The following is a 13783-nucleotide window of genomic DNA, read 5'->3' as shown; positions in this document are numbered from 1 at the left end:
AAGCATCGTGATTTGGTGGAGGCCGCGTGGAGAAGTCCATGCGGCCTTTTTTTCATTGGCGACGAAGGACTAGGAAACCGGTGTCAGTCATGCTTGAGTGACGCTTCGAAACGGTCGCGAAGAACCGTCCGAGAGAGGTCACACCAGGAGTTTCCATGTCCGTCACGTCCATGAACCGCCGCGCCCTGCTGGCCGCCGGCGCCGCCGCCACGTTCGTCGCCGCATCCGGCCCCGCCTTCGCCCAGGCCTCTCCCGAGCGCCCCGCCGTCCTGGAAGCCATGAAGCGCGCCGCCCGGTTCATGAGCGAGGAGGCCGCCGTCGAGGGCGGCTATGTCTGGCAGTACCTGCCTGACTTCTCGCGCCGCTGGGGCGAACTGGAAGCCAGCCCGACCATGATCTGGGTCCAGCCGCCCGGAACCGCGACCGTGGGCCACCTGTTCCTGGACGCCTATCACGCCACCGGCGACGAATATTACTACGAGGCCGCCAAGAAGGCCGCCGACGCCCTGGTCAAGGGCCAGCACCCGCTGGGCGGCTGGAACTATGTCATCGACACCGCCGGCGAAGAGTCGCTGAAGCAGTGGTACGGCACGGTCGCCGCCAATGCTTGGCGGCTGGAGGAATTCCACCACTATTACGGCAACGCCACCTTCGACGACGCGGGCACGGCCGAGGCGTCGCAACTGCTGCTGCGGGTCTATCTGGAGAAGAAGGACCGCAAATATCTGGCGCCCCTGAACAAGGCGATCAGCTTCGTGCTGGAAAGCCAGTACGAAAACGGCGGCTGGCCCCAGCGCTATCCATTCGTCGAGAACGGCGGCCTGCACGGGCACGCGGACTACACCCCCTACATCACCTTCAACGACGACGTGGCGGGCGAGAACCTGGAGTTCCTGATCTACGCCTATCATGGCCTGGCGCGGAACGGCCGGGGCGATGCGAAGATTCTGGACGCGATCAACCGCGGCATGGACATCTTCGTGAAGACCCAGCAGCCGCAGCCGCAACCTGCCTGGGGCCTGCAACACTTCCCCGACACGCTGAAGCCGGCCGGCGCGCGGACCATCGAACCCCAAGCCTTCGTCACACATGCGACGGGTACGAACATCAAGTCGATGCTGGGCTTCTATCGCCTGACTGGCGACCGGAAATATCTGGCGCGCCTGCCCGAGGCGATGGATTGGCTGGATCAGGTGGCGACCAAGCCGCCGTTGAACACGCCGGGCCGCACGCATCCGACCTTCGTCCTGGAGGGCGCTAACACGCCGATCTACATCCACCGGCGTGGGTCCAATATCGCCAACGGCCAGTATTACGCCGACGACAACCCCACCAATCTGATCGTCCACTATGGCTCTTTCCGCAATGTGGACACCCCTGCCCTGCGCGCCGAATATGCGCGCTTGTCGGCCCTGCCGGTCGAGGAAGCGACGCAAGGCTCGCCGCTGAAGGCGCGCCCCGGCTCGCTGAACCTGCCGAAATATTTCACGCTTCAGGACGTGGATGTCTGGGACATGTCCAGCGACGCCCGTCGTCCGACCCGACCGCACGCCAATCGCGCCGCCGAGGTGATGGCCGGGCTGAACACGCGGGGCTATTGGCCCACGCCGCTGACCACCACCTCGAACCCCTACAACGGCCCCTCACCCACGGTGGTGACCGGCGGCGAATATCAGATGACCCGCGTCGGCGATCTTTGGGACACCTCGCCTTACAACACCGACTTCCCGGTTGAGGGCGTCTCGACCTCGGTCTTCATCCGCAACATGGGCGACCTGATCGAGGCGTTGGGGGCGTAGGCGCACATATCCCTCTCCCGTTGGGAGAGGGCTTGAGCCTCGGAGAGCCGCAGGCGATCCGTCAGGCGAAAGGGTGAGGGTCGGGTCTGCGACCTAGCCCACCACCTGACCCTCATCCGACCGCTTCGCGGCCACCTTCTCCCAAAGGGAGAAGAAACGAGAGGTCAGAGCGCCAGCATGTCCCGCGTAATCCCGCCAACCGACTTCGCCCCGGTCAAGGTCATGGCCACCCGCATCTCCTTCTCGAACAGGTCGAGCAGATTGCCGACGCCGGCCTCACCGCCTGCCGCCAGGGCGTAGACAAAGGCCCGACCCAGCATGACAGCGTCGGCGCCCAGGGCGATGGCGCGGACCACGTCCAGACCGTTGCGAATGCCGGAATCGACCAGGATCTTCAGATCGCCTTTCACCGCCTCGGCGATGGCCGGAAGCGCCCGGGCTGACGACAGCACCCCATCCAGCTGACGCCCACCATGATTCGACACAACGATGCCATCGGCGCCGAAGCTGACCGCGTCAAGGGCGTCCTGGGCGTCCAGAATGCCCTTGATGATCATCGGCCCGTCCCAGAAATCGCGGATCCATTGCAGGTCCTTCCACGAGATCGACGGATCGAAGTTGTTGGCCAGCCAGCCGATATAGTCGGCCAGGCCCGTCGGCTTGCCCAGATAGGCAGAGACATTGCCCAGATCGTGCGGCCGTCCGTTCAGCCCCACATCCCAGGCCCAGGCTGGGTGCGTCATGGCCTGGACCATGCGGCGGATCTCGGCGTTGGCGCCGCTCATGCCCGAATGGGCGTCGCGGTAGCGGGCGCCGGGCGTCGGCATATCGACGGTGAAGACCAAAGTCTTCACCCCCGCCGCCTTTGCCCGCTCCAGCGCATTCTTCATGAAGCCCCGGTCGCGCAGCACATAGAGCTGAAACCACATGGGCCGGTCGATGGCGGGCGCCACCTCCTCGATCGGACAGACCGAGACGGTGGACAGGGTGAAGGGCACGCCGCGCGACGCCGCCGCCTTGGCCGCCTGCACCTCGCCGCGCCGGGCGTACATTCCGGTCAGGCCGACGGGCGCCAGAATGACCGGCAGACGCAGGGTCTCGTCGAACAGCCGGGTTTCCAGGCTGAGGCTGGTCATGTCCTGCAGCACGCGCTGGCGAAGCGCGATGGCCTGCCAGTCCTCGACGTTGCGGCGCAGGGTCTGCTCGGCGTAGGCCCCGCCGTCGATGTAGTGGAACAGGAAGGGCGGCAGCTTGCGCCGCGCCGCCTCTCGGTAATCGCCCGGCGACGAGATGATCACGGCCCCGTCCTACTGGAAGTTGGCGAAGGCGCCGCCGTCGACCAGCAGGGCCGCGCCGGACATATAGGCCGCCATGTCCGAGGCCAGGAAGGCGACGACCGAGGCGATGTCCTCAGGCTTGCCCAGGCGGCCCAAGGGGATGCGGCCTTCCATATATTCGCGCTTGGCCGGGTCCGCGAGATCGTCCTTGTTGATGTCGGTGGCGATGGTGCCGGGCAGGACCGAGTTGCAGCGGATGCCATGGCGACCCAAGGCGACGGCGCAGGACTGCATCAGGCTGTGCACCCCCGCCTTGGTCGGGGTGTAATGGGTCTGCATCTCGCCGCCAACCAGGGCCGAGATCGAGCTGATGGCGACAATGGAACCACCCTCCCCTTGCTTGACCATCTGGTTCGCGGCCGCCTGGGTCATGAAATAGGCCCCGTGGAGATTGACCTCCATCGTGCGGCGCAGGATCTCGACCGGCATGTCGAGGAAGGCGTGAAAGGGGCAGATGCCGGCGTTGGACACGAAGACGTCCACGCGCCCGAACGCCGCGACGGCCGCGTTCACGAAGGTCGTCGCGCTGTCCGGCAGGGCCACGTCGGCATCGACCACGATGGCCTTTCGGCCCAAGGTCTCGATCTCGGCGACCACCTCGGCGGCGACCGCGTCGTCCTTGTAGGTGTTGATGGCGACGTTCGCGCCCTGGCGTGCGGCCTCGATCGCCGTCGCCCGTCCGATACCCCGCGATGCGCCCGTGATCAGGACGACCTTGTTCTCAAGCAGCATGCGGGCTCCGGCGTTTCACTGTGTTCAGGGTTTCGGCAGCCAACCGAGGTCGGCGCTGATGGCGTTGGCGGCGTCGGTGACGGTCTTGGTCAGTTCCGTCATCCGGGCGTCGGACATGTATTGGGCGGCCGAGGAGACGCTGAGCGCGGCGACGATATGGCCGTCCACCGAGCGGATCGGGGCGGCGACGCAGCGGATCTGGTCCTCGTTCTCTTCCAGGTCGAAGGCGTAGCCCTTCTGGGCATAGCCATGCATCCGCTCCAGCCAGACGGCGCGGGCCGACGAATCAAATGGCGCGCCCTCGGGCGCATAGAAGTCAATCCAATCCGGCTCGGACTTGTCGAGAATCAGCGCCTTGCCCAGACCGGTCGAGGCGATGGGATGCCGCTCCCCCAGCCGAGAGCCGATGTTGATGCGGCGACGACCGGCGACCTTGTCCAGATAAAGCGCATGTCGGCCGTCCAGTACGCCCAGGTGAACCGTGTCGTCGGTCTGGGCCGACAGCTGTTCCAGCCAGGGCCGGGCGACGCGCGGCAGGTGCATCTGCTGGCTGGCGGCATGGCCCAGTTCCAGCAGTTTCGGACCCAGGCTATAGCCCTCGCGCGGGCGGAACGACAGCAGGCGACGATCGACCAGGGCCGAGGCCAGGCGGTGCGTCGTGCTGCGGGTCAGGTCCAGCTTCTCGGACAGCTCGGCCAAAGGCAGCGAGCCTTCCATCAGGGCGTCGATCACGTCCAGGCCGCGCAGCAGGGTCTGACTGCCGGACGCCTTGGCGCCGACCTCTTCTTCCCCATCGACCTGTGCGGTCTTGATTGACGCCACTCGTCCCATTTCGTAATCCTCATTCTCAGAATGTAGCAAACCACGCAAGCTTGTCCGGGGAACTGGGTTGAGTTTGACGCGGCGCACGGAGGAAAGCCAGTGAAATCCCGCATGATGGGAGCAAATCACCAAATGCCGGTGATTTCTCAATGAGCCGCCTACCGAAGATCAAGCACGTCCGCGCCTTCGTCGTGAAGAACGACGGAACCGGGGGCGGCGCCGACTATCATGACCAGGGCGACGGCCACTGGATCGACGATCATATCGCCACGCCGATGGCCAAATACCCCGAATACCGCCAGAGCCGCCGCAGCTTCGGCATCAATGTGCTGGGCACCCTGGTGGTCGAGATCGAGGCCGAGAACGGCGTGGTCGGCTTCGCGGTCACAACCGGCGGCGAACCCGCCGCCTATATCGTCGAGAAACACTTGGCCCGCTTCCTGGAAGGCCGCGATCCGTCCGAGGTCGAGAAGATCTGGGACCAGATGTATTTCTCGACCCAGTACTATGGCCGCAAGGGCCTGGTGGTGAACGCCATCTCCGGCGTCGACCTGGCGCTGTGGGATCTGCTGGGCCGTCTGCGCCAGGAGCCGGTCTTCGCCATGTTGGGCGGGGCGGTGCGCGACGAACTGACCTTCTACGCCACCGGCGCGCGGCCCGACAAAGCCAAGGAACTGGGCTTCATCGGCGGCAAGATGCCCCTGCACCACGGCCCCGCCGAGGGCGAGGAAGGCCTGCACAAGAACCTGGCCGAGCTGGAGGCCATGAGGAACGCCTGCGGCGACGACTTCTGGCTGATGTTCGACTGCTGGATGGCGCTGGACCTGAACTACGCCACCCGCCTCGCCCACGAGGCGCACAAGCTGGGTCTGAAGTGGATCGAGGAGGCGCTGAGCCCCGACGACTACTGGGGCTATCAGGCGCTCAAGAAAGCCGCGCCCAAGGGTATGCTGGTCACGACCGGCGAGCACGAGGCCACCCGCTGGGGCTTCCGCATGCTGCTGGAAATGGAATGCTGCGACATCATCCAGCCGGACGTGGGCTGGTGCGGCGGCGTGACCGAACTGATCAAGATCTCCGCCATGGCCGACGCCAAGGGCGTGCTGATGATCCCACACGGATCCAGCGTCTATTCCTACCACTTCGTCGTGACGCGCCATAACAGCCCGTTCGCGGAGTTCCTGATGATGGCCCCCGGCGCCGACGAGGTCGTGCCCATGTTCCATCCCCAGCTGATCGGCGAACCGGTTCCGGTGAACGGCAAGCTCAAGGTGCCGGATGCGCCCGGCTTCGGCGTCGAGCTGAACCACGACATCGCCCTGCATCGCCCCTACGCGCGCTAAGACGAAAGACACTCAAGAATGAAACTGCTGCGTTACGGCCCAAGGGGCCAGGAAAAGCCGGGCACGCTGGACGCCGAAGGCCGCATCCGCGACCTGTCGGGCGTCGTCGCCGACATCACGCCGGACCAACTGCATGGCGCGGCGCTTGAGGCGCTGAAGGCCATCGACCCGACGACCCTGCCCCTCGTCCAGGGCGAACCCCGCTATGGGGTGCCGGTGAGCGGCAGCCGCAAGTTCATCGCCATCGGCCTGAATTTCGCCGACCATGCCGCCGAATCCAACCTGCCCATCCCGGGCGAGCCCGTCGTCTTCACCAAGGCCATCACCTGCCTGAACGGGCCGAACGACGACGTCATCATTCCGCGCGGTTCGGAAAAGACAGACTGGGAAGTCGAGCTGGGCATCGTGATCGGCAAGCCCGCCACCTACGTGACCCAGGACGAGGCGCTGGATCACGTCGCCGGCTATGTGCTGATCAACGACGTGTCCGAGCGCGCCTTCCAGACCGAGCGCGGCGGCACCTGGGACAAGGGCAAGGGCTGCGACACCTTCGGCCCCGTCGGCCCGTGGATCGTCACGACCGACGAGGTGGGCGACGTCCAGAATCTGGACATGTGGCTGGACCTGAACGGCAAGCGTATGCAGACCGGCAATACGAAGACCATGATCTTCGGCGTCGCCGAGATCGTGTCGTATCTGTCGGAGTTCATGACGCTGGAGCCCGGCGACCTGATCACCACCGGCACGCCTCCGGGCGTTGGTCTGGGCCAGAAGCCGCCCCTCTATCTGAAGGCCGGCGACACGGTTCGCCTGGGCATCCAGAAGCTGGGCGAGCAAGGCCAGACCTTCGTGGAGTGGACGCGATGAGCGCCTATCAAGGGCGTTTCGCGGGCCGAACCGCCGTCGTCACCGGCGGCGCCTCGGGCCTGGGCAAGGCCTCGGCTGCGCGTATCGTCGCCGAGGGCGGCAAGGTCGTGCTGTGGGACCTGAACGCCGACGCGCTGAAGGCGGCTGCCGAGGAAGTCGGCGCGACCCACGTCGTGGCCCTGGACGTGTCCGACGCCGACGCCGTCGCTGCGGCTGCGGAGGAATCGAACAAGGCCCTGGGCGGCATCGACATCCTGATCGCCTCGGCCGGCATCACCGGCGCCACCGTGCCGGTGCACGAGTTCCCGATCGACAGCTGGAAGCGGGTCGTCGACATCAATCTGAACGGCGTCTTCTACTGCTCACGCGCCGTCGTGCCCTTCATGCTCGAGAACGGCTATGGCCGCATCGTCAACGTCGCCTCGGTTGCGGGCAAGGAAGGAAATCCCAACGCCAGCGCCTATTCGGCGTCCAAGGCGGGCGTGATCGGCTTCACCAAGTCGCTGGGCAAGGAACTGGCCGGCAAGGGCGTCATCGCCAACAGCCTGACCCCCGCCACCTTCGAAAGCCCGATCCTGGCGCAACTGCCCCAGAGCCAGGTCGACTACATGCGCTCCAAGATCCCCATGGGCCGCCTGGGCGAGGTCGAGGAAAGCGCCGCCATGGTCTGTTTCATGGCGTCCGAGGAATGCAGCTTCACCACCGCCTCGACGTTCGATACGTCGGGCGGCCGCACGACCTACTGAGGAGCCGACAGGTGGGCAGCGACCTTCGCATCGTCGATAGCCACGTCCACCTGTGGGACCTGTCGCGTGCGCGCTACGGCTGGCTTCAGGACGATCCCCTGCCGAACAATCCGGCAGGGGACATGTCGCCCATCGCGCACAAGAACTATCTTCTGAATGACTACCTCGCCGACACCGCCGGCTGGCGCGTGGACAAGATCGTCCACGTCGAGGCCGGCCAGCCCATCGGCCGGCAACTGGCCGAAACCGATTGGCTCCAGTCGCTGGCGGATGACTACGGCTATCCGCACGCCATCGTCGCCGGCGCCGACCTGCTCGACCCCGACCTCGACGCCCTGCTGGAGGCCCACGCGGCCCGGCCGAACCTGCGCGGCGTGCGCCAGATCGTCTGCTGGCACGAGGATCCGTTGAAGACCTATACTGACCGCGACCTGTTGCGCGATCCGCAGTGGGTCGCGGGGCTGGCCAAGCTGGCGCGGCATGGCCTGTCGTTCGACCTGCAGCTGTATCCGTCGCAGATGGCCACCGCCTCAATCATCGCCGCGCGCCATCCCGACATCCCCATGATCGTCAACCACGCCGGCCTGCCCACCGACCGGAACGAAATCGGCATGGAACGCTGGCGGATAGGATTGCGCCTGCTGGCCGCCCAGCCCCAGGTCTCGATCAAGATTTCCGGCCTGGGCATCACCGACCGGGCTTGGACGCCTGAAACCATCCGCCCGATCATCCTGGAATGCATCGACGCCTTCGGGACCGAGCGCGCCATGTTCGCCTCCGACTTCCCTGTCGAAAGCGTCCACGGGACGTTCGAGGCCTTCTACTCCGCCTTCGACGCGATCACCGCCGACTTCTCGGCTGATGAGCGCGACCGCCTGTTCGCCGCCAACGCCGAGGCGATCTACCGCATCTAACCCCTTTCGCCGAAGCCGCATCAAGACGGCCAGGCCCAGAGAAACCCCAGGAGACTGATCATGGTCATCGAGACCGACGCGGCCCACACCCCCGGCGGCCTCGCCCAATCTTCAGGGGCAAAGCCCGCCGGTTCGCTGAAGGGCCCGCTGGCCTTCGCCATCGCCTGCTTCCTGATCTGGGGCCTGGCCTATGGCCTGCTGGACGTGCTGAACAAGCATTTCCAGGAAACGCTGAGCATCAGCCAGGCCGACAGCGCCTGGCTGCAGATCGCCTATTTCGGCGCCTATCTGCTGCTTTCGATTCCGGCGGGCATGCTGCTGCACGCGCGGGGCTACAAGTTTGGCATCGTATCGGGCCTGGCGGTCACCGCCGTCGGCGCCCTGTTGTTCATACCGGCGGCGGGCGCGGGCGCCTTCCTGCCCTTCGTCGGCTCGATGTTCGTTCTCGCCGCCGGCCTGTGCATCCTGGAGACCAGCGCCGACACCTACGTCAACGTCCTCGGTGACCCGGCCAAGGCCTCCCAGCGGCTGAACCTGGCCCAGTCGTTCAACGCCCTGGGCGTCTTCTTCGGGCCGTTGATCGGCGGGGCGGTCTTCTTCAGTCCGACCACGACCGAAGCCCTGGGCGGCGCGACCCGCTCGATCCAGATCGTCTACGGGCTGATCGCCGTCGGCGTGGTGCTGTTCGCCCTCGCCGTATGGCGCGCCCGCCTGCCCGAGACCGGCCTGTCGGATCACGGCGGCGCAGTCGAAGGTGACGCCCCTGCCCTGCCCCTGTCCAAACAGCCGCACTTCATCGCCGGGGTGATCACCCAGGCTCTCTACATCGGCGCCCAGGTCGGCATCGGCGCCTATTTCATCAATCTGGTGACGCACAACTGGCAGGGCCTGACCTCACAGCAGGGCGCCTTCATGCTGTCGCTGGCGGCCATCGGCTATCTGGTCGGGCGCTTCTTCGCCACCGCCCTGCTGCTCAAGGTCAAGCCTCGCGTCCTGCTGACCACCTATGGCGTGATCAATGTGGTCCTGACCCTGGTCGTCGCCGCCGGCATCGACAAGGTCTCGCCCATCGCCCTGCTGGCCGTCTTCTTCTTCATGTCCACCATGTTCGCCACCATCTTCGCCCTGGGCACCACTGGCCTGGGCGCCGGCACCAAGAAGGCCTCGTCCCTGATGGTCATGGCCATCGGCGGCGGCGTGCTGCTGCCCTGGCCCATGGGCAAGATCGCCGACCTCTACGGCGCCAACGTCGCCTTCCTCCTTCCCGCCGTCTGCTTCGCCGTCGTCGCCTGGTATGGCTGGAAGGGCGCCGGCCTTGGACTGAAGAAGGATGCCGCCTGATGCGTCTTCGCACCGCCCTTCTCGCCTTCACCCTGCTGGCCGGCCCCACGGCCGCCTACGCCCAGACGGTGACGCCTGCCGCCGCCGTCGCGCCTGTCGCGCCGATCGACCGTCATGCCCTGGTCACGCGCCACAACGTCAGCCTGACGGCCATCGACCGCCATGCCCCGATCATGCTGGGCAACGGCGACCTGGGCTTCACCGCCGACGTCACGGGGCTCCAGACCTTCCCGGAACAGTATTCGGAACTGTCGCCCCTGCTGACCATGGCCCAGTGGGCCTGGCACAGCTTTCCCAACCCGAACGGCTATACCGAACAGGATGGCCTGATCGACGTGCCCGTGCCGGGTCGGGGCGAACAGCCCTATGCCTGGATGAAGTCCTGGGCGGTCGCCGAGACCCAGCCTGCATATACCTGGCTGCGGGCCAATCCGCATCGGTTCTCCCTCAGCCGCATCGGCCTGACCTTCGCCGACGGCAAGCCGTTGGACTTCGCCAAGGTCGCCGACACGCGCCAGACGCTGGACCTGTGGTCCGGCGCCCTGACCAGCCGCTTCACCTATGACGGCCAGCCGGTCGAGGTCGTGACCCGCGTCCACCCGACGCTCGACATGGTCATGGTCGAGATCGTCTCGCCCCTCGTCGCCGCCAACGGCCTGGGCGTCCAGGTCCGCTATCCGGGCGTGAACCCCGCCATCAATCCCGATCCGACGACGTTCGAGGCCTCTGGCGCGCAAACCCTGAGCATCGTCGCCTCCGACACGGGCGACGTCCACATTCGCCGCACCCTGGACGACACCACCTATTATTCCGGCATCACCGCCTCGGGTAAGATCGAACAGAGCGGCGCCGACGCCTTCCGCGTCGTCTCCTCCGGTCGCGACCGGCTGACCGTCATGGTTCGCTTCGATCAGCAGGCCCAGACGCCCGCGACCCCCGCCTACAGCGCCGGCGTCCAGGCGACCACCGCCCACTGGAACGGCTTCTGGACCCAGGGCGGCGCTGTCGATTTCACGGGCTCCACCGACCCGCGCGCGGCCGAGCTGGAGCGGCGTGTAATCCTGTCGCAGTATCTGTCCGCCGTGAACGGGGCCGGCGAACTGCCGCCCCAGGAAGAAGGTCTGTTCTCCAACAGCTGGTACGGCAAGTTCCACCTGGAAATGCACCCCTGGCACGCCGGCTGGCAGGCCATGTGGGGCCACGCCGACATGCTTGAGCGCAGCCTGCCCTGGTATGTCGGCAATTTGGACAACGCCCGCGCCGAGGCCGCCCGCCACCACGTCAAGGGCGCCTGGTGGCCCAAGATGGTCGGGCCCGAGGGCCGCAACAGCCCCAGCCTGGTCTCGCCCTTCATCATGTGGCAGCAGCCGCACCCGATCCTGCTGGCCGAACTGGTCTGGCGCGCCGAGAAGGATCCGGCGGTGCTGGATCGATACGGCGAAGTCGTCGAGGCGACAGCCGACCTGTTGGCCTCCTGGCCAATCGAACACGACGGCCGGCTAAATCTGGGCGCGCCGATGATCCCCGCGCAGGAGAACTACGATCCCCTGACCACGGTGAACCCGACCTTCGAGGTCGAGTATTTCCGCTGGGCGCTGGAAACCGCGCAACAGTGGCGCGAACGCAAGGGCCAGGCCCGCCGCGCTGATTGGGATCAGGCCCTGGCCAGGATCGCCCCACCCCCGATGAAGGACGGCCTGTACCTGCCGATCGAGAACCTCCCGGATTTCTGGGAGACGGCCATGTCCGACGCGTGCCGCAGGCACGCGGCGGCGGCCCAGTGCAAGAACCGCGACCACCCCTCCTTCCTGATGGCCTATGGCTTCATCCCCGGCGCGCGGATCGATCCCGCCGCCATGCGCCGAACCTTCGACGCGGTGGAGCAGACCTGGGACGTGCGTCAGACCTGGGGCTGGGACTTCCCGATGATGGCCATGACCGCGGCCCGCATCGGCGAACCGGAAAAGGCTGTCGACTGGCTGTTCGCCGATCTGAAGAACAATCAGTGGGGCGTCACCGGCATGACCCCGCGGGTCCACCTGGACGAGCACGCCGACGAACTGGTGCCCGTCTCGGCCGGCGCCGGAGGGGTCGAGATGGCGGTCAATCCCGACGGTCCCGGCTATCGCCGCGCGGCCGAGACCTATTTCCCGTCCAACGGGTCGCTGCTGATGGCCGTTGGTCTGATGGCGGCGGGTTGGGACGGGTCCAGCGGCCACGCCCCAGGCTTTCCCAAGGACGGCTGGACCGTTCGGGTCGAAGGCCTGACGCCCGCGCCGTAATCCAAGAAAACCGAGAGGAACGCCCCCAATGACGACCTCCAGACGCACCGCCCTGAAGGCCCTGTTCGCGGCCCCCGCCGTCGGCGCCTTGGCAACCACGACCGTTCAGGCCCAGCAGGCCACATCCGCAACCCCGCCGGCGCCGGGCCAGACCCCCGTCTGGCCCGCGCCCAACACCGCCCCGCCCTCGACCCAGGAGACGCCGGTCGAGCGGCCGCGCTGGGAAGGCCCCGTGCCGACCGAGTGGGTCGATCCCAAGACCGGCCACCGCATCCGCCGCGTCTCGCCCGATGGCGGCGGTGGAAAGCCCTATTTCTACAAGAACATGTTCCTGCCGCCCAAGACCGGCGCGCCCGACCTGATGGTCATCTCGACGCCCCAGGGTATCTCGACCGTCGATCTGGCGACCTGGACCGTCAACGTCCTGGTCCCCGAGCACGACGCCGACCTGATGTTCGCCGGCCGCAAGGGGCGCAACGTCTATTATTCCGTCACCGCGCCTGGCGAAGGTCAGCTGATGGACCGCGGCAAGACCCTGTTCGTCATCGACGCCGACACCAAACAGCGGCGCGAGATCGGCCGCATCCCGAACGGCCAGATCAACTCGGTCAACGCCGACGAAACCCTGCTGCTGGGCTTCGTCGCCTATGACAGCCAGCCGCTTCAGCCCACCGTGCCCGACCCGCGCAACCGCCGCTTCGACCAAGCCGAATACGAGGCCAACGGTCCAGACGGAAAGCCGCTGAACTTCGCCCGCGCCAAGGGCGTGCGGATGCTTCAGCGCTGGGCCGCCGGCTATCCGATGGAAATCTTCGTCATCGACCTGGCGACAGGCGAGCGGCGCGTGATCCACAAGACCAACGAATGGATCGGCCACACCCAGTTCTCGCCCACCGATCCGCAGCAGATCATCTTCTGCCACGAAGGCCCCTGGCACCGCGTGGACCGGATGTGGGCCATCCGCGCCGACGGCACGGGCCTGAGAAAGACCCACCAGCGGACGATGAACTTCGAGATCTTCGGCCACGAATGGTTCAGCCCAGACGGCAAACAAGTTCTGTATGACCTTCAGACCCCGCGCGGTCAGGTCTTCTGGGTCGCCTCGGTCGATCTGGAGACGGGCCGCCGGGTCTATCGCCGGGTCGAGCAGAACGACTGGTCCGTCCATTACAACGTCTCGCCGGACGGCAGCCTGTTCGCCGGCGACGGCGGCGATGGCGACATGGTCGCCCATGCGCCCGATGGCAAATGGATCGTCCTGCTGCGTCCCGAACCGATCGTCGACGCCGATCCGTCCAGCGACAAGGACGACCAGATTTTCGTCGAGTATATGCGCTCTGAACGGCTGGTGGACCTGTCGAACCACGACTACCGGCTGGAGCCGAATCTGACCTTCACGCCGGACGCCAAATGGATCGTCTTCGTGTCGAACATGCACGGCGCTAATCACGTCTATGCCGTCGAAGTCGAGCGCCGCGCATAGAAACATCGACAATTTGTCGAGACCCAACGCCTGAATTGTCGAGGTTTTGTCGAGAGTTTTCGACAGATTGTCGCGTTCGAAACATCGGCATATTGCAAAATGCGGGAAGCTGTTGCA

At 66.2% G+C, this 13783-nt stretch carries 11 protein-coding genes; 8 read left to right on the top strand and 3 right to left on the bottom strand.

All coding sequences use genetic code 11. The features are described 5' to 3' along the window. Positions 1-155: 155 nt before the first annotated feature. Complete coding sequence (locus CHRYSEO8AT_RS13475; protein WP_159850822.1) at positions 156-1799, top strand: pectate lyase; 1644 nt, start codon at positions 156-158, stop codon at positions 1797-1799. Positions 1800-1963: 164 nt separating this feature from the next. Here the strand turns inward: CHRYSEO8AT_RS13475 and lldD are convergent, their stop codons facing one another. The 3 genes from lldD to CHRYSEO8AT_RS13460 are packed head-to-tail and all read right to left on the bottom strand — an operon-like array spanning position 1964 to position 4699. After that, on the bottom strand, positions 1964-3097 hold the full coding sequence (gene lldD, locus CHRYSEO8AT_RS13470) for an FMN-dependent L-lactate dehydrogenase LldD (RefSeq protein WP_159850820.1): 1134 nt from the start codon (positions 3095-3097) through the stop codon (positions 1964-1966). A gap of 9 nt (positions 3098-3106) precedes the next feature. Further along, positions 3107-3868, bottom strand: coding sequence for an SDR family NAD(P)-dependent oxidoreductase (locus CHRYSEO8AT_RS13465; RefSeq protein ID WP_159850818.1), 762 nt, complete (start codon positions 3866-3868; stop codon positions 3107-3109). Positions 3869-3892: 24 nt separating this feature from the next. After that, positions 3893-4699, bottom strand: a complete 807-nt coding sequence (locus tag CHRYSEO8AT_RS13460) for an IclR family transcriptional regulator (protein ID WP_159850817.1) — start codon at positions 4697-4699, stop codon at positions 3893-3895. Between the two features lie 140 nt (positions 4700-4839). Between CHRYSEO8AT_RS13460 and rhmD the strand changes: the two genes are divergently transcribed. From rhmD to CHRYSEO8AT_RS13425, 7 genes are read left to right on the top strand one after another with little or no spacing between them, the layout of a single operon-like run. Then, on the top strand, positions 4840-6033 hold the full coding sequence (gene rhmD, locus CHRYSEO8AT_RS13455) for an L-rhamnonate dehydratase (protein WP_159850815.1): 1194 nt from the start codon (positions 4840-4842) through the stop codon (positions 6031-6033). Positions 6034-6051: 18 nt separating this feature from the next. Next, positions 6052-6900, top strand: a complete 849-nt coding sequence (locus tag CHRYSEO8AT_RS13450; RefSeq protein WP_159850813.1) for a fumarylacetoacetate hydrolase family protein — start codon at positions 6052-6054, stop codon at positions 6898-6900. After that, positions 6897-7646: an SDR family NAD(P)-dependent oxidoreductase gene (locus CHRYSEO8AT_RS13445; protein WP_159850811.1), complete on the top strand. Its 750-nt coding sequence runs from the start codon at positions 6897-6899 to the stop codon at positions 7644-7646. Before CHRYSEO8AT_RS13450 ends, CHRYSEO8AT_RS13445 begins: the two co-directional genes overlap by 4 nt. An 11-nt stretch (positions 7647-7657) precedes the next feature. Further along, positions 7658-8560 (top strand): amidohydrolase, encoded by a 903-nt coding sequence (locus tag CHRYSEO8AT_RS13440; RefSeq protein ID WP_159850809.1) that lies wholly within the window; start codon positions 7658-7660, stop codon positions 8558-8560. A gap of 60 nt (positions 8561-8620) precedes the next feature. After that, positions 8621-9901, top strand: coding sequence for a sugar MFS transporter (locus CHRYSEO8AT_RS13435; protein ID WP_159850807.1), 1281 nt, complete (start codon positions 8621-8623; stop codon positions 9899-9901). Beyond that, the gene (locus tag CHRYSEO8AT_RS13430; RefSeq protein WP_236547542.1) at positions 9901-12183 is read left to right on the top strand and encodes a hypothetical protein; all 2283 of its coding nucleotides are present in this window, start codon (positions 9901-9903) and stop codon (positions 12181-12183) included. Before CHRYSEO8AT_RS13435 ends, CHRYSEO8AT_RS13430 begins: the two co-directional genes overlap by 1 nt. A 28-nt stretch (positions 12184-12211) precedes the next feature. Continuing rightward, complete coding sequence (locus CHRYSEO8AT_RS13425) at positions 12212-13666, top strand: oligogalacturonate lyase family protein (protein ID WP_159850805.1); 1455 nt, start codon at positions 12212-12214, stop codon at positions 13664-13666. The last annotated feature ends 117 nt before the right edge of the window (positions 13667-13783 follow it).

This window comes from Brevundimonas sp. G8, from assembly GCF_902506205.1.
GTDB lineage: Bacteria > Pseudomonadota > Alphaproteobacteria > Caulobacterales > Caulobacteraceae > Brevundimonas.
This window is presented reverse-complemented; position numbering and strand designations above follow the sequence as displayed.

Bases quoted from the DNA above. Each gene is read 5' to 3' on its own strand.
- CHRYSEO8AT_RS13475 (WP_159850822.1), top strand. From the start codon at position 156: ATGTCCGTCACGTCCATGAACCGCCGCGCCCTGCTGGCCGCCGGCGCC.
- CHRYSEO8AT_RS13465 (WP_159850818.1), bottom strand. From the start codon at position 3,868: ATGCTGCTTGAGAACAAGGTCGTCCTGATCACGGGCGCATCGCGGGGT.
- CHRYSEO8AT_RS13460 (WP_159850817.1), bottom strand. From the start codon at position 4,699: ATGGGACGAGTGGCGTCAATCAAGACCGCACAGGTCGATGGGGAAGAA.
- rhmD (WP_159850815.1), top strand. From the start codon at position 4,840: ATGAGCCGCCTACCGAAGATCAAGCACGTCCGCGCCTTCGTCGTGAAG.
- CHRYSEO8AT_RS13450 (WP_159850813.1), top strand. From the start codon at position 6,052: ATGAAACTGCTGCGTTACGGCCCAAGGGGCCAGGAAAAGCCGGGCACG.
- CHRYSEO8AT_RS13445 (WP_159850811.1), top strand. From the start codon at position 6,897: ATGAGCGCCTATCAAGGGCGTTTCGCGGGCCGAACCGCCGTCGTCACC.
- CHRYSEO8AT_RS13435 (WP_159850807.1), top strand. From the start codon at position 8,621: ATGGTCATCGAGACCGACGCGGCCCACACCCCCGGCGGCCTCGCCCAA.
- CHRYSEO8AT_RS13430 (WP_236547542.1), top strand. From the start codon at position 9,901: ATGCGTCTTCGCACCGCCCTTCTCGCCTTCACCCTGCTGGCCGGCCCC.
- CHRYSEO8AT_RS13425 (WP_159850805.1), top strand. From the start codon at position 12,212: ATGACGACCTCCAGACGCACCGCCCTGAAGGCCCTGTTCGCGGCCCCC.